Genomic DNA, 17,340 nt, shown 5'->3' on the forward strand with positions numbered 1-17,340 from the left:
CATTTCCCTGCTGCGCCTTTGCCGCTTTCGGTTCCGGTCAGCCGTACGAAGAGGCTGCGTCCCGGCATGTTCCGGACGTCGCCGACCAGCCAATAGCGGCCTTCGCGCCGTCCATTGGAGAGATAATGGCGACACACTGCCTCGGCGTCACACGCGAGACGCCGCGCCAGCTCGGCCGGTGAATCGAACATCGGCGTTCTCCGAAAGAAAAGGGACCCGCCATTTCTGGCGAGTCCCTCGGTCGGCCCTTGGGAGGTCTATTCGGCGGAGGTCTCTGGATCGTCCGTCGACGCGCCCTCAGCGTCGCTCTGCACCGTGTCTTCGTCGATAGCCGTTTCGCTTTCGATCGCCGCCATTTCTTCGATCGGCGCTTCGTCTTGGGGAACCGCGTCCACCATGTCAGACTGCTGGAACATTCGGCCGGGCGTGCGCAAGGGCTCGGGAAGCCAGCCCGTTCCGACGAGAAGCTGCTCGGCCTGCATCGCCAAGTCGCCTTTCTTCAGATGCTCGATCTGTCGCGCCGAGGCCTCGCCCTTCGCCTCGCGAACGGCGCCCAGGATGCGAGCCTTGGTCACGCGGCCGAGAAAATTATCGACGGTCGGCGTCCAGCCCGTCGCGGCGATGTCGAGCGACAAGGCCTGCGCGAGACGATCGGCGTGGGCGACGGCTCTGGGCCGCCGGTTCCAGGCCTCGTGAACAGCGTTGACGGTGAGCGAGACGCAATGAGCGAAAAGAGCCTGCCGCGCCTCGACATCGAACGTCGTCAGCGTGTCCCACAGATCTCCGGGTTCCGCGGGCAGTTGCGAAGACCAAACGCGATGCCGGGCGTCGACGGCGGCAGCGAGCGATGTGTCGCCGAGGCCCGGCGCCAGGCTGCCGAAGGCGACGTTCTTCGGCTCGATCTCCAGGCAGGAGTCCGAGCCGTAGCGGTAGAACAGCTTAAGGCAGAGAACATGCAGCGCGGCGAGAAAGGCGATGCCGGGATCGTCGCCGATGGCCCGGCGCAGCGCGAGCGTACGATGGGCGGTGAGCTCGGTCAAAAGCTTGTCGGGAAGAGGCCGAAGTCTTTCGTCCTCTTCCTCCGCCGGCTCCGATCGAACCATATTGCCGCCGTCGGACTCGGTCGCCCTGGATGCGGCCGACGTTACTACCGCAGAAGCGTCGGCGTCGGTCTCGTCGTCCGAATCGCCGACGGTCGGCTCGGCCAACTGTACGTCGTCTTCGGGACGAACATAACCTCGCTCGACGCGCAGCCGGCCGGAGCCGTCGATGCTGACGAAGGCGCCCGCTCGGGAGACATCGTCAGGATCATAAGCCGCCGGACGGCCTTCGATCTCCGCGATGGCGGTTTCGATCTCGCCGAGACGACGATCCGCATCCTCGGGAATCTGATCCTCGTCCGCGAAAGCGGCTTCGATTTGCTCGGCTTCGGTCCGCAGGGATTCGAGCGCGGCTTCTCCCTCCGGCGTCAGCGGCGGACGTTCGCCTTGGATGCAACGCAGCCCGTAGGTGTGGCCGTAAGGAAAATCGGTTGCGACCTCCACCCACTTCCAACCCTCGGCGCGGACGGTCTCCGCCTCGCGCTCGAGCTTCTCGGCGACGAGACGATCAAGAAGGCCGACATCTTGCAGCCAGCCGCCATCGTCGCTCTGGAACAAGTCGCGCATGACGGCGCCGCCGGCCGCGGCATAATCGTCGCCAGCAAATTGCGCGCGCTTGTCCGAAGCGCGGACAGCGCCTTCGGTCAGCAATCGGCGAATCTGGTACGCCTCTTTATTGTAGGAACGCTGAATGGCGTCCCAGACCTGCTCCTGCCGCTCGTGATCGGGGCTCACGGTGAAACCCATGAGCTGATCGAGCGTTATGCCGTCTTCGGCATAGACATCGAGCAGCTTCGGCGACACGGAAGCGAGCCGCAGGCGCTGCTTGACGATGGGAACGCCGACGAAGAAGGCGGCGGCGATCTCCTCCTCGCTCTGGCCTTTCTCGCGCAGGCTGAGGAAGGCGCGGAACTGGTCGAGGGGATGCAGCGGCGCGCGCTGGACATTCTCGGCGAGACTGTCCTCCACGGCCGTCCCATCGGTGCGCACGACGCAGGGGATCGGAGCGGTGCGCGCGAGGCGCTTCTGCTTCACCAGCAGCTCAAGCGCTCGATAGCGTCGGCCGCCGGCCGGAATCTCGAACATGCCGGTCTCCGAGCCGTTATCATCGAGCACCGGCCGGACGGTGATGCTCTGCAGCAGCGTGCGGCGTGCGATGTCCTCGGCGAGCTCTTCGATGGAGACGCCGGCCTTGATCCGGCGGACATTCGATTGAGAGAGGACGAGCTTGTTGAAGGGAATATCGCGCGAGGCGCTCAGACGGATTTTCTGAACCGCGGTTGCCATGGGAGTGAACTCCGCGACGAGCGGCCGAGAGCCTTTTTCTCGATCCTACGACTCGTCACGAAGAGCGGCGCAGCCCTCTACCTCTCGGATTCGGGCCGCGCCAGCAATGTCGTCGAGGCGCTGCGCCGAAAACGTCCGGCGCAGCGATATCGGCTCGTTAGGCGGCGCGCGCCAGAAGCGCCTTAGCCCGGCCTTCGAGCTCGAGGCGCGCGTCCTGATGCGGCTTGGCGCGGGCGACAGCCGTGATCCCCTGCACAAAATCGAAAATGCTCTCCGGAGGCCGCCCTTCCTCCTCGAGAACCGTCGCGATCACTTTCGCCGTTTCCGTCTTGCTGAATCCGCGCTTGCGCAGGAATGTCTCCCGTTCCTCGTCGCTGCGGGCGACGATGCGTTCGCGCGCCGCCTTCACGCCTGCAATGAAAGGAGCGGGCGACGAGCGCGCGAAATTCTCGAGCGCCGGCGCCGCCTCATGGGCGAAGCGCTGCGCCGCGAATTTGCTGTGCCGGATGCTGATCTCCTCGAAGTCTTCGACGCCAAAAATGTTGCGATTCATGCAAACCGCCCGAAGATAGAAGGAGGCGATGCCGAGCGTCTTCGATCCGACTTCGCTGTTCCAGCAGAAAAAGCCGCGGAAAAATAAATCCGGGTCGCCGTTCGCCAAACGGCCGGCCTCGATCGGATGAGTGTCGTCCACGAGGAAGAGAAAAACGTCACGGTCGCTGGCGTAGAGCGTCGTCGTCTCCTTGGCGACGTCCACGAATGGATTATAGGTCATGGTCGTCCAGTCGAGAACGCCGGGAACTTTCCAACGTGTGTCGCCCGTGCCGTTTCCGGCGATTTTCATCACGGCGGCGACAAGTTCGTGGTCCCATATCCGGCCATAGTCCGGGCCGGTGACCGCGCGAAGCTCGATCCGGCCGTCATCGGCTTCGAGCGTCTTGACCAGCTCGGCGCGATGCGACAACAGGCCGTGCTGGAGATTGACGCCGGCAAGCGGCGGCGGCAGCTCGCGCAGATAGCCCGCTGGCGCGCCGACCAATGAGCAGAGCTGACCGAAACTCCAATGCGTCGGCGCCACCGGCGCAGTCGCGCCGGGCAGCACGAGCGTCAGGCGCTCGGCGTCGGCGCGGCGCGCTTCCACTCGGATCGCTGCGCTCTCCGCCGTGCGGGTCCGGCTGCGCTCGGCGCGACCGCGAACGGCGGCGAGAAGATCGGACAGCGACAGGAAGCGCTCGTCATCCGGCCGGGAGAACCATTCGGATGAGACGCGGCCGACACGAGCGCCGCGAGACAGGTCGACCTTGAAACCCGAGGAGACGCCAAACTCGGAAGCGCCGCCCACATCGGCCGTAGCCTTCGAAACTTCGGTGTTCATGATCCAGGACTCCGCGACGGGTGCCGCGAGACTCTCTCTCGGCCATCGACCCGTCGACGCGCCAAGGCCGATCTCTACCTCTTCGAACAGCATGGGGATCGCGAGCGGGCCCGCTGAAATTGCGACCGCGCCTTATCCTATCGCCTTCTCGCCCGCGAAAGGCGGCTCGCTCCACGATCGCGGATAACAAAGGAGCATTGCCTGCTTGGATTCTTCAAACCGGCGCTGTCGCGCCTCAATGGCGCGGCCTGCGGAATTGGGACCGCGGCCGCGCGACGCCTCGCCGAGCAGGGCGCGACATCGGTCTTGTCAGATGGATATGGCCAATGCGTCAGCAGGTGACTGTCACATCCATGCCCGGGCAAGCGGCTGGATCGCCACGTGACGCTCCCGCCTTCGCGAGCCGCAGCTCACACGGCGATGGTCCAGGGGTCGATCACAGCGAGGCCGGCAGCCGTGAACGCGCTGGTGTCGCGAGATGCGATCATGAAGTCGTGCGAGGCGGCGATCGCGGCGATATAGCCGTCGGGCGTGGGAAAGCCCTTTCCCGCGGCGCGCGCCTTTACGGCCAGATCGGCATAGCGGCGCGCCGCGCTGGTGTCGAACGGCAGGATTCGTTCCACGAACAGCCCCAGCGCGCCATCGAGCGCGGCGCTCAGCTTGTCCTTGCGCTTGCCGTCGGGAAGCGCGCCGATGCCGAACAACAGCTCGGCGACGGTGACGCTGGAGAGGTAGAGCGTCTCCGCCACCTGTTCATCGAGCCATTTGCGGACTGCCGGATGCGGCTCGGGCTTCATCGCCTCGGAGACGACATTGGTGTCGAGCAGGATCATTCGAAACGCAGCGGCTCGGCGGGCTTGTTGCTGCGCGCCTGTTCGAGGGCCTCGACATCGGCGTTGGTGAGCCCGATCTTCCGGCTCATGTCCGCCAGCGCGCTACCGAGGCGGAGACGATCGGCTGGGCGCACAGCGGCTTCCAGAATGTCACGCATTTCCGCTTCTGTGCTGCGGCCGTGCTGCGCCGCTCGGACCTTCAGGGCGCGATGCGTCTCTTCGGAGAGGTTGCGGATGGTGACGGCGGGCATGATGGCGATCCCCTGCTGGATGATAGCATTGCCATCAATATAGCGCGCGTGATAGCCATAAACAAGGATGGTGGCGCTTACACGCCGCCGCAGCTCTTTGCCTCCGAGAAAATCACCATGCGCCACCTCGGCGGTTCCGAGCCGCCCATTGCCGAGCCGCTGACTTGCGGGGATACTCGGGCGCTGTGACGGTCGGCTACGTGTCGTAACTGGGGCCCAGGGCCAAACGCCCCGCGGGCGAGGCATCGCTCAGCCGCGATCCGCTCCGCGAAAACAGACCGGCCGCGATCAAGAGGAGCGCCAGTCCTTCCAGGAGCTTCTCCGAAATCTCGGAAAGATCAAAGACGGTTTCTTTTGAATGTTCCTCGTCATCGGGGAGTGCGATCAAAGCCTGCGAAGGGCAATCGAATCGCCCGAGATCGAGTGTGTGACCGCCGATTTGGTCGAACACCAGATACGGTTCCTGCTTTTTTCCGTCGTGCCGTGCAAAAAAGGCTCTGCGTCCATCCAATTCGTTCCGTCCACCGACAGCAACGAAAATATTGTCACAAAGTCCGGCCCAAGACTGGAACGGGATACCGACCTCCGCAATGAACGCCTCGAGCGCTGTAGGAGTCGACAACGCGCTCTTGAGCGTCTCCCAATCGGCGAGTCGGGCGCGGGCTCCGTATTCGGCCGCGATCTTCTCCTGCACATCGGGCGTGGGTTCATAGGGCTTGGGCGTCAAGACGTATTTCATTCCACCATAGTGAAAACCGGGACCGGGCGGGATGAGCGCGCATTGCGACGAAGCGGGAAGGCTCGATCCGAGAAGGATGAGAAAAGCGATGCGAGCGATTGTGATGCTCGTCCAAATCCGTCGCACGCCTGCTTTGTCCATCGCCTCATCCTTCAATCTCGCGCTCTCGCGCGGTAACGTAGTCCGGGCGGCATCTCGGCGGCCATCTTTGCCGCGAGGGCCTTCACGATCTGCCCGGCGCCTGGCTCGCGCCGCCGGCTTGCGGCGCTCGACGCGCGTCCCGGGCTTCGGAGCCGCTGCGACCTTCTGCGCCGAGGGCGACGGGCAGAAGACCGAGAGGAAGCTGCAGAACAAGGTCGGCGAATGGCTTCATTCTTCCCGCATGCACCCGGCCGCCAGAAGAGGTGGACGTCGAAGCAGTTGGAAATCCACGAGTTATCCTCCACCGAGGCCTCGAAATATATTCGAATGATATAATCTTGCCTATTTCAAAAACGCAAGAAGCCTGCCTGGGACGCTGGCCGGTTCCGCGATCTCCCTCCGCAATCGCGGGCCGCGTTTTTTGCGGCTCGCTGTCCGTTCACGCGGGAACGTGGCGCAGGTGCGCTCGGCAGGGTCGACGATTGGCGCGGGGTCGAGGCGATCAATTCCCTGAGCTGCGAAATAGGACTCGGCTCTCAGCGGAAATCTCGCGTTTTCACCTTGATTTCTTTGATGCGCCCGTCGGCGCCGACGAGATTGCCCGCCTGGAACGTCCTCGGCGGCAGATCGCGCGGGTCAGGATCGGAGCCGCCGTTGCGGACCTGATCGCCGCGCCCGTGCGGGGCCGAAAAATTTGCGTCGCGGCCGCCGACGCTGGCGAGATCGGCGGACAGACCCGTCACCCGCCGGGCGACAAGATGAACAACGTCGCCCTCGCGCTGAATGCGGCCGTGTGCGGACATCATGCTGGCCGACAGGATGGTCCGTCGGTTCTGCTCGAACACTCGGGGCCAGACGACGAGGTTGGCGATGCCGGTCTCGTCCTCGAGCGTGATGAACATGACGCCCTTGGCCGAACCGGGCCGTTGTCGGACGAGGACGATGCCGGCGACTTCCAGCCAGCGGCCGTCGCGGGCGTCGATCGCTTCGGCGCATGAGGCGATCCGCCGACGCTGGAGATCCTGACGCAGGAAGGACGGATCAATGGACAAGCCTCGGAGGCGAGCGATGCGAAATTTGGTTTTAGCTTTGGGATCGGTTCTCATGGCGGCAGCGCCCGCATTGGCGGATCGGCCATTGACGGAAGAGGAGAAGGTCAAACTTCAGTCCGCGGTCTCGGCTCAGGGATGCTCGGGCGGCAAGCTGGAATTCGACGATGGCCATTATGAGGTGGACGACGCCAAATGCGATGATGGAAAAACATATGATTTGAAGTTCGACGCAGAATTCTCACTGATCAGGAAGAAGCTGGAACGCTTAGGGGAAAGCGCGTCAACCTTGCCACTCTAGCTCGACTATTCCCTGCAGATGGGCGAGTTCTCGGAGCGCCTGAGGCATGGGATCTTCCGCCGCGAGGGGACGGTGGGTGACAGAGCAGCGGAGTTCCTGGGTTTGCTCAACATTGTCGTATTTGACGGCTATCTTCGATGCTTTCAGACGCGACGCCGAAATCGCGGCCAAAATCTTGTCTTCGCTCGTCGTGTCGCCTTTCCATTTGACGTATAGATTGAAAACGCGCTCCTGCCTCATGCGCGCCTCGAGCCGTCTCAGCCCCGGCAGAACGACAACGCCCAAAATACTGCCGACGACTCCCAATTCGATCTGGCCGCCGCCAAAGCAGAGGCCGATCACGGTCACATACCAGAGCGTCGCGGCCGTCGTGACGCCGACGATGAGATCGTCTTTTCTCAAAATGGCGCCCGCGCCGATGAAGCCGACCCCCGACAAAATACCCAACGGCAGTCGCATGAGGTCGATGACGACAAAGGAATCGGAGGCTTTGCCGCCTGTATTCATCAGCCAGTTCGCCTGGAGCATGGCGAGGCAGGCGGCGAGCGCGACCAGCAGCGTCGTTCTCAAGCCGGCGGCGTGTCCGGTCTCGCCCCGTTCGAATCCGATCACCGCTCCGGCAATTATCGTCAGAGCGAGACGCAACGCGACATCCGACCATGTCAAGGTGATCGTCATTTCTTACCCTCGATTTCGTATTTGACGCGAACTCATGAAGGCTGGATTTTCGCGAGAAGCAGTGGAACTCGTTCGCCGGCTAGCCGGGGGGCAGCCGATCCGGATATATGGATCGCACGGTCGCGGCCTTCGCGACGCTCCGGTTCGAAAAAAGGGAACTCACCGGTCGATGAAGTCTCGATTTTGTCTCAAAAGTGGAAGCTATCGCATATATGGAGCGGCGTGGATAATTGCTCTTTCGATGCTTGCGCCCTCGCTGGTTCCGCGATCGTTCGCTGATGATGCGAGAACCCGAGCGAGCTTGCAGCGTCTCGATCTGCAGATGCGCCTGGAGCAGGTCTGCGATCTCGAAGCGATGGAGAGGATTGGTCACGAAACGAGCCTGTATCGGCCCGATCGCGCCAAGAGCGACGTGATTTCTCATCCGAAGCATCTCGGGGATATTCTCAGCGCTTCCGGAGCGGCCTTTTGCAGCGGAGGACGCTGGTATGCTCTTTCGTTCATCTGCAAGGCGTCCGCCGACCATTTGAAAGTGCTGACGTTCGATTACAGAATTGGCGATGTGATCCCGGAAGCCAAGTGGACAGACTACGGGCTTTGGCGATGACTTCAACGATCGACACGCGCCAGCGGCTAGTTCTGTTCGCAATACCTGCTGGCGGCCCGTGGACCGCATCACTCTCCCGACTTTTCGGGCGACTCGGACGCTGTGTGCGAACTGCCGAAAGGCTGGCGTGACGGCGCGACTTTTTGCTTCGTCGGACTGTGCAGCGCCGAACGATACGAAGTTCGGTCGAAGGAAAGCCGCGTGTTATGCAACTTGATGACGTTCTTGCACGCGCGCAATGGAGGCTGTCATAGAGCCACTCCGCCGCGCCGTGCGGGAATTGGTGACGACGACGCGGATGTCGAGGCCGAGCTGCGTCGCCTCGATGCCTGCGATCGACCTCAGCGCCACTTTTTTGCAAGCCGATGGGGACACAGAAACGATGTGCGACATGCACGAGAAGCTTGCGTCACAGCAAAGTTCATGTAGGTGTCGTCATCCTGATTCGGGAGTGAACCGATGGCGCTCAGCAAACGTCAAGTTAGCCAGCTGCAAAAGATAGTCGAAACCGTGCAGTCGATCCTCGCCACGGAAGAGAAGCAGAGTTCCCAGCCGAGCAAGAGCAAAGCGGCATCACGCGGCGTTGCCGGTACGACGAGTTCCCGACGATCCGGAAAAGAACTCGCGGCTTTCCGCAAGGCGCTACGCGCGGAACGCAAGAGCGGCGTTCCTGTCGCCGAAATCGCCAAGCGACACAAGGTCAGCAAGTCCTATATCTATCAGCTATAACTGGGATCAGGCGCGCCTCGACGGACCACGATTCTGAGTGGAGCGCGACTGTTCTCGTATTTCGAACGCCACCCTTCTCGTCGGTGTAATTCGCCCTATGTGACGTCCCGCTTCCCGTCATCTTCGTGAGAGGCCGACGTGACGTCGTGCGACGGAAATCGAGAATGTTGGCCGGAACTCCCATACGAGCTGTGGCGAGACACCTGCTCGACTCTCCAGCTGAAATCCCAGATCATAGGCAAAATTCGACTTTCGAATACGCCATGGCTCAATCACTCCTGGCATGTGACGCTCTATGTAACGGGGCGCGGCCTGACGACATCTCCGATTCCGCTTCGCGAGGGCGTATTTCAAATCGACTTCGATTTCGTCGATCATCTGCTGCGTCTCGAAACCAGTGACGCGCGCCGTCTCGACATTCCTCTTCGGGAGCAGTCGGTCGCCGAATTTTTCGCAACCGTGATGGCGGCGTTGGCCGATCTCGGCATCGGCACGAAAATCAACGAATGGCCGAACGAGATTCCGGACCGGATTCGTTTCAGTGAGGATCGAATGCATTCGGCCTGGATCAGGACACCGCGTCGACGCGCATCGCCGAGATCATGACGGCGCTGGAGCGCGGCGCGTGATCATTCCGTCGCAAGGGTTGCGGATCGTGCTCGCCGTGCGTCCCGTCGATTTCCGCTGCGGGCATGACGCGCTGGCCGCTCTCGTGCAAAACAAGCTCGGACTCGATCCGCATTCCGGGCTCATCGTCGTGTTCCGCTCGAAGCGAATGGATCGCTTGAAGATTTTGCTGTGGGACGGAACCGGACTCGTGCTCGTCTACAAGCGTCTCGGCGATAGCCGCTTTTCTTGGCCGCAGATCAGCGACGGCGTCCTGCAATTGAGCCGGGTGCAATTCGAAGCTCTATTCGACGGGCTCAACTGGAAGCGCGTCGGCGAGCGGATCGTGGCGACGCCGACCGCGGCGAACTGATCGCAACTTCGGCTTCATTCGGCGCCTCGCTTGCGATAGATTCGCCGACGTGACGCCGAGCTTCGATCCCTCCAGACTCGCAGAGCTGCCTGCCGAACTACGCGCATTGTTCGAAGCTCAGCGCGCCATGCTCGAAGCCGAACGCATCCGCGCCGATCATGAGCTCGCCGCGCGCCTTCACACCGAGAGCGAGCTCGCAGCGTCGAAGGAGACGGTCGAACGTCTGCAATTGCTCGTCAAGGAATATGAACGCGCGCGTTTCGGCAAGCGTTCGGAGAAACTCGATCCCGATCAGTTACAGCTCGTTCTGGAAGATATCGAGATCGCCATTGCCGAAGTCCAGGAGCGGGAAGACGATCGCGCGCGCCGCTCGGGGCGCCCGGCGACCAGGGAGCGCGCCGCCCGCGCCGCGCGCGCCTTTCCTGCTCATCTGCCGCGCGTCGAGCGCGTGATCGAGCCAGAAAGCCTCGCCTGTCCCTGCGGCTGCGGCCTGATGGTTCGGATCGGCGAGGACCGCTCCAGCCGCCTCGACGTGACGCCGGCGCAATATCGCGTCATCGAGACCGTGCGGCCCCGCTACGCCTGTCCGACAGGATGCGCGGGCGTCGCCCAGGCGCCGGCTCCTGCGCATCTGATCGAGGGCGGCGTTCCCACCGAGGCGCTGCTGGCGCAAGTGGCGGTCGCCAAGTTCAGCGAGCACATGCCGCTCTACCGTCAATCGCAGGTCTTCGCGCGCCACAGGATCATGCTCGACCGCGCCGTTCTGGCCGATTGGATGGGAACGACGGCCTTCCACCTCGCGCCGATCGTCGAGCGCATGAGCGCGCTGATGAAGCTGTCCGGCCGTCTATTCATGGACGAGACTCGGGCGCCGGTTCTCGATCCCGGCCGCGGCCGGACGAAAACTGGCTATCTCTGGGCGGTTCTGCGCGACGACCGCGGGCACGGCGGCGCCGATCCGCCGATCGTGGTCTATCATTACGCGCCGGGTCGCAGCGGCGAGCACGCCGAGCGGATGCTCGAAGGATTCGACGGCGTTCTCCAGGTCGACGGCTATGGCGGCTATCATCGTCTGGCGCGCGCCGAGCGCAAAGGTGGCGCCCCACTGCGGCTCGCCTGGTGTTGGAGCCATGGCAGGCGCGAGATCATCGCCGCCACGCCGAAAGCGGGCTCGCCCATCGCCGAGGCGATCCTGGCGCGCATCGCCGCGCTCTATGCGATCGAGGCGGACATCCGGGGCAAAGAGGCGCCGATCCGGCAGAGCGTTCGCGCCGAGCGGTCGCGGCCTCTTGTCGTCGAGCTCGAAGAGTTTTTGCGCGCCCAGGCCGCTCGCCTCTCCGGCCGCAGCGACATGGGCAAGGCGGTCGCCTATCTTCTGAATCATTGGGCCGGGCTGACCCTGTTCCTCGACGATGGACGCGTCGAGATGGACACCAACCTCGTCGAAAATCAGATTCGGCCGCTGACTCTCACGCGCAAGAATGCGTTATTCGCGGGGCACGATGAAGGTGGACGTTCCTGGTCACGTCTCGCTTCGCTCATTGCGACATGCAAGTTGAACAGCGTCGATCCCTATGCCTGGATGAAGGCGACGCTCGAGGCGATCGCCGATGGCCATCCGCAGTCGCGCATCGACGAGCTGATGCCCTGGGCCTTCAAATCCTCGTCGCCGACGCCAGCCGCCTGATCGCTCACCATTGCGCTGAACCAATCGCTGACAAAGCTTTGCGCCAAAGGCTTGCAATGCCTTGTCGCAACGAATTGCAAGCTATTCTTCCATTCCAGCGGCAATGGGACGACAACGGCGCTTACGGTTCATTTCTTCTGGGGCAGCTTCGACCTCGCAGTGACCCGATTTTCCGGCCGCCGTGCGCCCCTTCATCCGGGCGGCGTTCCAAATCTTCCGGACAAAGTCACGCGCGAAGCTTATTCCCACGAGGTGAGCAGCGCCGGCTTTTGGCCGGGCGGCGGCGGACCCGTCGAATATCCGGCGTTTTATTCTTACGCCTATCCAGAGCCAGAGAGATTTCGTGACGCCGTCGTCCGGCCGGAGGGCGCATTCTACAGCGAACAGCTACGAGAGTTCATCCTGCCCTATGAGGTCGTGCGAACCTCCGAATCGGTCGGAGGTCTATGAATCACGCCAGATTCAGGCTGGGAATCTTGAAAGTGCGCCTGCTTTCAATTCGTCCACACGTCCTAGTATGGACAATCTATTCCCGGTCGGAGAACGCCTTCGGCTGTGACGCGACCGTTGGCGACCTCTTCGCCCTTGGGGAGAAGACTGACAACAACAAGTTCTTCGGTCTTCGAAGTTCGGACCAATCCGAGCTTCTCAATCCGTTCGAGATCGTTGCGTACCTGTTGACGAGAGCAGGCGAGACCGATTTTCTCGAAAAGCAAATTGATAATGCACTCATTTGATACATTTGCGGGTTGCCGATCGAGAAAACGTAGCAATGCTAAGGCGCGATGTTCAGACTTGTGGTGCTCAAGCGTGTCAACTTGATTTGGTCGGTAATCGCCCATTTATCTTACTTCCCAGAAGAATCCATCGCATGGTGGAACGAAGATAGGCCATTAGCTTGAGCTTTTCGGATTCTTAAGTTCGCGCAGCTCTGGAAGGATTGCCTCAAGATGGGCTATCACTTCGTCGGCAATGCCTGGAGAGTTTATATGGACGCCGATATCACCCCATGGGAAATCAGGGTTGGTGGTTGCCGAAGCCCAGTTAAGGCTGGTAACGACAATGTCGTCACTGTCCCAGGTCGCGAATTTGCCATGGAGCGGAGGCTTGTTAGTTCTACGCAGGACCAAACCATTTTCATCGGCTTCCTCTTCAAGTGCTCGAGTATGGCGATTTTTCAAAGGCCCACTTGGCTGAGTATAAAGGACCACTGCCTTAACGCCCTTCCGGCCGGCAGCTGCTTCACCTTGCATGATCGCGCCAGGACGCGCGGTCGAACCGAGGCGATGACTTCCCACCAAAAATCGATGAGATGCTCCGCTCGCGGTTCTGATCAGTTGATCGTGAGCCTCACCAATAACGATTGAAACCTTGGCTTGGCCCTGCGAACTCGCGTGCTTTCGGAGATCGCGGGTGAGGTCGCCCGCGTTCGACGCCGGAGCCATGACTGGTCGAACTGACATGCGGAAAGTCAACAACAACGACCGGCGATTGCGGCAATGAGTCAAGCTGGATGAGGAGTGATTCTTCTGTCTCGGCAGAAAGTTTGCGTCCAGCTTCAGTTTCCAGCCGACCGCCGTAAAAAGCCTTGGAAACGATTTCGGCAATGGCCGGATCCATGCGGCGTTGCTCCGTCAAGGTGGCAGCCAGCGAGCGATGATAGGGATTTGACGCAGACCGTCGTTCATCTTCCTGGACGACCGTTTGGAACGGCTCAAGCAAACGCAACGCCGTTCCGGCTATCTCGCGCAGTGCGGCCGGATCGGCCTTCAAGGGCTCGAGCTCATCGAGTTCTCCGTCCCGCATAAGAGGTCCCACAAGCTGCTCAGCAAGCCCGAGCGCCTCGACCACAAGGCTGTGGTCGCTAAGAATCTTTATAAGGCGATTTGCGTCGAATGGCGGAAGTTGGTAATGATCGCCAATCAAAAGTCGGTGCCCGGAAAGCATCAGCGGCCCAATCAGTTCCGGGCCAATTGCCTTAGCGGCCTCTTCGACGATCACCCAATCAAACTGTTCGTGCGCCTCCACGAGACGCTCGATATCTGGTGAGTTCGCAGTTGAAATCACGACATTTGCTGCGTCGAGCACGAGATGCGAGATCGCGCCTAGGCCGGAGCGCTCTTGACGGTCGACGGTGTCTTTTGCTTGTTCAAGACGGCCTGCCGCTTGCTTTAGAGCGACAACGCGACTTCGGATCGACAATGGGAGATCGCCCATGATCCGACTGTCTGCGAGACGTTCGAGATATTCCAGTCCTGCCCGGTGAACTTCCTCGTCAGTGGTCGTACGTTTCTCTGGAGTCGTCGAACGAATAACGAGCACGTCGCCAAGCCGGGCCTTGGCGAAAGTCTCTTTGACCTTATCCTGCAGATTGTCGAGCGCGTCGTGACCTTGTGCACTGATCAGCATACGCGTCGCGCCATCAGCTGCAAACCTACGCCGAACAATTTCGGTCGCGAGTTTGGTCTTGCCTACGCCAGGCGGTCCAACGACGAAAAATGACGGCAAGGTGGACCATGAGCCGATAAGCGCCTCTCGCTTTGGCTTGTCCAGATCAAGGAAATGTTCGTCTTTCTGCTCGGCCTCTGTCAGCGCCTCGCGGCTGGCACGTCTGACACGCCAGGGGTCCGCCAGCATCTCGGTAAGATCGACGCGCGTGTCCAGTGCTTTAATGTTTCGCAATCGGCGGCCGATCACTTGTTCGGTGCCGGTGTCGCGCTCTGTTCGAAGGAAAAGGCGCTCATCACTCTGTAATTCTTCATCTATTTCAAATCGATATCCGCGTCGCCCGCGATGATCTACAGGCTCGACGAAGCTTGCCGTGACATCGTTACTTCTCGATGCACCCAAGCTTGCTGCCTGACTCAAACGCCATTTTGCTTCGGCATCGCGATGGTCGTCTTCAAATAGCCTCTTCAGTGCAGCGGTACTTTCCAATAGGCCGATCAACTTTGCGATCCTGTCGCGATCGTTATCTGGTTCAGCGCGAACGATCACAAATCTGCGACCCTCGCGGCGTCCGGTCTCCAATACCTCGACAGGATAGACATCCAGCGCCTTGGTAACCGCTTCAATAATTTGGGCCAGAAGTAGCGCTCGTCTGATTGCGACGTTTTCATTGTTTGGTCCAGCATCACGAATAGGTGTCGAGTATGAGCTCCAATCCAGAATGTCGGGTCCGAGCCGTCCGCGGAATTCCTGCGCTGTTCGCGATGACGTGGCGACGGTAATCGGCTGAATGATGGCGTGTTCGTCATGATCTCCAAGGTTGAACACGTTATCTCGAACATCGACGCCCTGACACACTGCTATGTCCCAGACAGGTGTCCCTTCGTTACGAAACGCGCGTAGTCGATAGATCATCGTATCTGTAACGAGCCGCAACCAACTGGTTGCCGGATCGAATTCGCGGGGAATGAGGAGGGTCGCGCCTTGATCGAAGTCGCCTCGAACCCAATCAAGCTGCCGACGATATTCGTCAACGGGAATCGCACCAGAGGTAGCGACATAAACCGCCTCGCCTAGCTTCGACTGAGTGTCGAAAAACAAAATAAATGTGCCAGCTCGCGCAGATGATGCCCGCGATATGCTTGCAACCAGATCGCTGATCGAACGGCCGATTGAATCCGCGTCGAGATGGTCCATTCGGGCCGGTGCAATAAAGCGGCGTAGCAGTACTCGCTCCGGAACATCCAACGCAATCAGCGACCCCGCTTTTGGATATACCACGCCGGTCTTTTCAATGGTTGTCTCAAGGCAGTCAGCGATCATCAGTCCAAGCGCGCGCCAGTCGTCGGCGAAGGAATAGCTCTCGGCCCTTTTGACCGCCGCAGTGGGTCCGAGCTTCGCTTGTGATTTTTCAACCAGATCGGAAGTTAGCCAAAGACTCCACTCGAATCCACCGAGCTGGAAATCCGGCTCGTCCGAGCCTTCTGTCATAACGACATCCGCATTAATGCGCCCGTGAACTAGGCTTTGCTTATGGATAATGCCAAGTGCAGTGACAAGGTGCGCAATATTACGCCAAAACAAAATTCGGAAGCGGGGAGCATTGAGATTTCTTAACCAATGCTGACGAGCGACTCGTTTTCGCTTCTCGCTGAGTGGCTGGCCTACGCGCTCCAAAACGACGCCAAAATTCTCGTCATCCTCAACGAATTCTAGGACGTCGACGATGACATTACGGGCTCCTGAATAGGACATGACGCGCTGCACCTGTCGCATCTCGTGCAGCCAAAGCTGTCGAAGATCTTCGTCGACCGGAGTTCCGGTCTTGCGCCACAGCTTTAGACAGCGTTCGGCGCCGGAGAGTCGATCCTCTACCTCGAATATCGCCGATCGGAGCGCTTCACGATCACTAGGCGCGACAGCGTCGCCGACAAAGCTGAAGCGTGTCTCCAGCGTCGGTTTCGCAATCTTGGGGTTCCTCCCGGTTACCATGTGGGGCGATGTCCGAATCGAAAATTAAACATCACGGCTAAAGCTTCCATATTCCAGTTTCGTTCGCAATCAAACCAGGACCTCAACGTTGCCGAGGTTGTGTGCTTTCGTTTACTGCATGGGCCGACGCCGCTTGTGGGCCAGATTTTACGCGCGGCCGGACTCCGACCTATTAGCCTTGATATGGCCGGGCATTGGCCGTACATTATAGGGTAGGGAGAAAGTGCCATGACCGATGCAGCGCCCAAATCTCACGCGAGCCGTACCCGAGCGGAGCGGTTGGAGGCCCGTGTCACGGCCGAGCAAAAGAGCCTGATCGAGCGGGCGGCCGCCCTGCAAGGGCGCAGTGTGACCGATTTCGTGCTGACCAGCGTGCAGGACGCGGCCCGGCGCGCCATTGAGGAACACAATCGGCTCTCGCTCTCGGTTCGCGATAGCGAAGCATTCGTTGATGCGCTGCTCAACCCGAAGCCAGTCAATGACCGCCTTCGCGACACGGTGCGCCGCTATCGCGAGCGAACCGGCGTTTGACGCGTGCTTGCCGGAAGAGACGAGAAGCTTTGCGTCGAGCCGCTGGCGTCAGGCCATGATCGATCGAAATTCGAGTGCGGCGTAGAGCCGCTCGACCGATATTTTCGGACGCAGGCCGGTCAGGACGCTCGAAAGAACATGGCCGCGCCCTTCGTTCTGGTGCTGCCCGACGGGGCGATCGCGGGCTACTACACGCTCTCGGCGGCCTCCGTGCAACTCGCCGAACTGCCGGAACCGACCCTGCGAAAGCTGCCGAAATATCCGCGCGTGCCGGCTACGCTCCTGGGCCGGCTCGCAGTCGATCGGCGGCTACAAGGGAAGGGATACGGCCGGTTTCTGCTCGCCGACGCTCTCTACCGATCCGCCCGGAGCGAGATCGCCTCGTTCGCGCTGATCGTGGATGCGAAGGACGACAGCGGCCGCCGCTTCTACGAGCGAGAGAGTTTTCTGCCGTTCCCCGAACAGCCCATGAAGCTGTTTCGGACGATGGCGGACATAAAGCAGCTCTTCAAGTGACGGGCGCAGGGGAGGGGTCGTCGACGGGGGCGCAATCACCTGCTGATGGGCGCCTGGAAGTTCGCAGTACCCAGGTGCCCCTTGAGAGCGGCCGAGG

General features: G+C 61.0%; 18 protein-coding genes and 1 pseudogene. 9 read left to right on the forward strand and 10 right to left on the reverse strand.

Annotated features, from left to right (window positions below):
• Positions 1–257: 257 nt before the first annotated feature.
• The 6 genes from AC6IW9_RS11925 to AC6IW9_RS11950 all read right to left on the reverse strand — a co-directional run bounded on the left by AC6IW9_RS11925 (position 258) and on the right by AC6IW9_RS11950 (position 6,778).
• Positions 258–2,387 carry a ParB/RepB/Spo0J family partition protein gene (locus AC6IW9_RS11925; RefSeq protein ID WP_497763958.1) on the reverse strand — a complete coding sequence of 710 codons (2,130 nt, stop codon included), beginning with the start codon at positions 2,385–2,387 and terminating at the stop codon, positions 258–260.
• 157 nt (positions 2,388–2,544) lie between these two features.
• Positions 2,545–3,762 carry a DUF932 domain-containing protein gene (locus tag AC6IW9_RS11930; protein WP_497763959.1) on the reverse strand — a complete coding sequence of 406 codons (1,218 nt, stop codon included), beginning with the start codon at positions 3,760–3,762 and terminating at the stop codon, positions 2,545–2,547.
• 410 nt (positions 3,763–4,172) lie between these two features.
• On the reverse strand, positions 4,173–4,595 hold the full coding sequence (locus AC6IW9_RS11935; RefSeq protein ID WP_497763960.1) for a type II toxin-antitoxin system VapC family toxin: 423 nt from the start codon (positions 4,593–4,595) through the stop codon (positions 4,173–4,175).
• Positions 4,592–4,846 carry a FitA-like ribbon-helix-helix domain-containing protein gene (locus AC6IW9_RS11940; RefSeq protein ID WP_497772510.1) on the reverse strand — a complete coding sequence of 85 codons (255 nt, stop codon included), beginning with the start codon at positions 4,844–4,846 and terminating at the stop codon, positions 4,592–4,594. The genes AC6IW9_RS11935 and AC6IW9_RS11940 overlap by 4 nt, the downstream gene beginning before the upstream one ends.
• Before the next feature lie 196 nt (positions 4,847–5,042).
• Positions 5,043–5,726, reverse strand: a complete 684-nt coding sequence (locus AC6IW9_RS11945; protein WP_497763961.1) for a hypothetical protein — start codon at positions 5,724–5,726, stop codon at positions 5,043–5,045.
• Between the two features lie 536 nt (positions 5,727–6,262).
• Positions 6,263–6,778, reverse strand: a complete 516-nt coding sequence (locus AC6IW9_RS11950) for an OB-fold nucleic acid binding domain-containing protein (protein WP_497763962.1) — start codon at positions 6,776–6,778, stop codon at positions 6,263–6,265.
• 52 nt (positions 6,779–6,830) lie between these two features.
• Here AC6IW9_RS11950 and AC6IW9_RS11955 point away from each other — a divergent pair, with 52 nt between their 5' ends.
• A complete protein-coding gene (locus AC6IW9_RS11955; RefSeq protein ID WP_497763963.1) occupies positions 6,831–7,076 on the forward strand; it encodes a PepSY domain-containing protein in 246 nt (81 codons plus the stop codon).
• Here the strand turns inward: AC6IW9_RS11955 and AC6IW9_RS11960 are convergent.
• Positions 7,059–7,754 carry an MgtC/SapB family protein gene (locus AC6IW9_RS11960; RefSeq protein WP_497763964.1) on the reverse strand — a complete coding sequence of 232 codons (696 nt, stop codon included), beginning with the start codon at positions 7,752–7,754 and terminating at the stop codon, positions 7,059–7,061. The two genes, AC6IW9_RS11955 and AC6IW9_RS11960, sit on opposite strands and share 18 nt — an antisense overlap.
• A gap of 301 nt (positions 7,755–8,055) precedes the next feature.
• Between AC6IW9_RS11960 and AC6IW9_RS11965 the strand changes: the two genes are divergently transcribed.
• The 6 genes and pseudogenes from AC6IW9_RS11965 to AC6IW9_RS11990 all read left to right on the forward strand — a co-directional run.
• Positions 8,056–8,361 (forward strand): DUF930 domain-containing protein, encoded by a 306-nt coding sequence (locus tag AC6IW9_RS11965; protein WP_497763965.1) that lies wholly within the window; start codon positions 8,056–8,058, stop codon positions 8,359–8,361.
• Positions 8,362–8,820: 459 nt separating this feature from the next.
• Positions 8,821–9,090 (forward strand): hypothetical protein, encoded by a 270-nt coding sequence (locus tag AC6IW9_RS11970; protein ID WP_497763966.1) that lies wholly within the window; start codon positions 8,821–8,823, stop codon positions 9,088–9,090.
• A 138-nt stretch (positions 9,091–9,228) separates the two neighbouring features.
• On the forward strand, positions 9,229–9,696 hold the full coding sequence (locus AC6IW9_RS11975) for a DUF5996 family protein (protein WP_497763967.1): 468 nt from the start codon (positions 9,229–9,231) through the stop codon (positions 9,694–9,696).
• Between the two features lie 19 nt (positions 9,697–9,715).
• Positions 9,716–10,069, forward strand: coding sequence for an IS66 family insertion sequence element accessory protein TnpB (gene tnpB / locus AC6IW9_RS11980; protein WP_497763765.1), 354 nt, complete (start codon positions 9,716–9,718; stop codon positions 10,067–10,069).
• A 49-nt stretch (positions 10,070–10,118) separates the two neighbouring features.
• Positions 10,119–11,756, forward strand: coding sequence for an IS66 family transposase (tnpC, locus tag AC6IW9_RS11985; protein ID WP_497763766.1), 1,638 nt, complete (start codon positions 10,119–10,121; stop codon positions 11,754–11,756).
• A gap of 126 nt (positions 11,757–11,882) precedes the next feature.
• A pseudogene (locus AC6IW9_RS11990) lies at positions 11,883–12,188 on the forward strand (DUF5996 family protein); the annotation flags it as partial.
• Positions 12,189–12,268: 80 nt separating this feature from the next.
• Here AC6IW9_RS11990 and AC6IW9_RS11995 read toward each other — a convergent pair.
• The 3 genes from AC6IW9_RS11995 to AC6IW9_RS12005 all read right to left on the reverse strand — a co-directional run bounded on the left by AC6IW9_RS11995 (position 12,269) and on the right by AC6IW9_RS12005 (position 16,196).
• Positions 12,269–12,598, reverse strand: coding sequence for a VpaChn25_0724 family phage protein (locus AC6IW9_RS11995; protein WP_497763968.1), 330 nt, complete (start codon positions 12,596–12,598; stop codon positions 12,269–12,271).
• A 51-nt stretch (positions 12,599–12,649) separates the two neighbouring features.
• Complete coding sequence (locus AC6IW9_RS12000; protein WP_497763969.1) at positions 12,650–13,009, reverse strand: phospholipase D-like domain-containing protein; 360 nt, start codon at positions 13,007–13,009, stop codon at positions 12,650–12,652.
• Between the two features lie 97 nt (positions 13,010–13,106).
• Complete coding sequence (locus AC6IW9_RS12005; RefSeq protein WP_497763970.1) at positions 13,107–16,196, reverse strand: AAA domain-containing protein; 3,090 nt, start codon at positions 16,194–16,196, stop codon at positions 13,107–13,109.
• A 228-nt stretch (positions 16,197–16,424) separates the two neighbouring features.
• On the opposite strand from AC6IW9_RS12005, the gene AC6IW9_RS12010 reads away from it, so the two are divergent.
• Positions 16,425–16,727, forward strand: a complete 303-nt coding sequence (locus AC6IW9_RS12010) for a type II toxin-antitoxin system TacA family antitoxin (RefSeq protein WP_497763971.1) — start codon at positions 16,425–16,427, stop codon at positions 16,725–16,727.
• Between the two features lie 3 nt (positions 16,728–16,730).
• The gene (locus tag AC6IW9_RS12015; protein WP_497763972.1) at positions 16,731–17,243 is read left to right on the forward strand and encodes a GNAT family N-acetyltransferase; all 513 of its coding nucleotides are present in this window, start codon (positions 16,731–16,733) and stop codon (positions 17,241–17,243) included.
• The last annotated feature ends 97 nt before the right edge of the window (positions 17,244–17,340 follow it).

The sequence above is a fragment of the Methylosinus sp. shoA genome (assembly GCF_059718125.1).

What these genes read in the sequence shown, in the direction of transcription:
- AC6IW9_RS11925 (WP_497763958.1), bottom strand. Translation starts at nt 2,387, where the DNA reads ATGGCAACCGCGGTTCAGAAAATCCGTCTGAGCGCCTCGCGCGATATT.
- AC6IW9_RS11930 (WP_497763959.1), bottom strand. Translation starts at nt 3,762, where the DNA reads ATGAACACCGAAGTTTCGAAGGCTACGGCCGATGTGGGCGGCGCTTCC.
- AC6IW9_RS11935 (WP_497763960.1), bottom strand. Translation starts at nt 4,595, where the DNA reads ATGATCCTGCTCGACACCAATGTCGTCTCCGAGGCGATGAAGCCCGAG.
- AC6IW9_RS11940 (WP_497772510.1), bottom strand. Translation starts at nt 4,846, where the DNA reads ATGCCCGCCGTCACCATCCGCAACCTCTCCGAAGAGACGCATCGCGCC.
- AC6IW9_RS11945 (WP_497763961.1), bottom strand. Translation starts at nt 5,726, where the DNA reads ATGGACAAAGCAGGCGTGCGACGGATTTGGACGAGCATCACAATCGCT.
- AC6IW9_RS11955 (WP_497763963.1), top strand. Translation starts at nt 6,831, where the DNA reads ATGGCGGCAGCGCCCGCATTGGCGGATCGGCCATTGACGGAAGAGGAG.
- AC6IW9_RS11960 (WP_497763964.1), bottom strand. Translation starts at nt 7,754, where the DNA reads ATGACGATCACCTTGACATGGTCGGATGTCGCGTTGCGTCTCGCTCTG.
- AC6IW9_RS11970 (WP_497763966.1), top strand. Translation starts at nt 8,821, where the DNA reads ATGGCGCTCAGCAAACGTCAAGTTAGCCAGCTGCAAAAGATAGTCGAA.
- AC6IW9_RS11995 (WP_497763968.1), bottom strand. Translation starts at nt 12,598, where the DNA reads ATGGGCGATTACCGACCAAATCAAGTTGACACGCTTGAGCACCACAAG.
- AC6IW9_RS12000 (WP_497763969.1), bottom strand. Translation starts at nt 13,009, where the DNA reads ATGCAAGGTGAAGCAGCTGCCGGCCGGAAGGGCGTTAAGGCAGTGGTC.
- AC6IW9_RS12005 (WP_497763970.1), bottom strand. Translation starts at nt 16,196, where the DNA reads ATGGTAACCGGGAGGAACCCCAAGATTGCGAAACCGACGCTGGAGACA.
- AC6IW9_RS12010 (WP_497763971.1), top strand. Translation starts at nt 16,425, where the DNA reads ATGACCGATGCAGCGCCCAAATCTCACGCGAGCCGTACCCGAGCGGAG.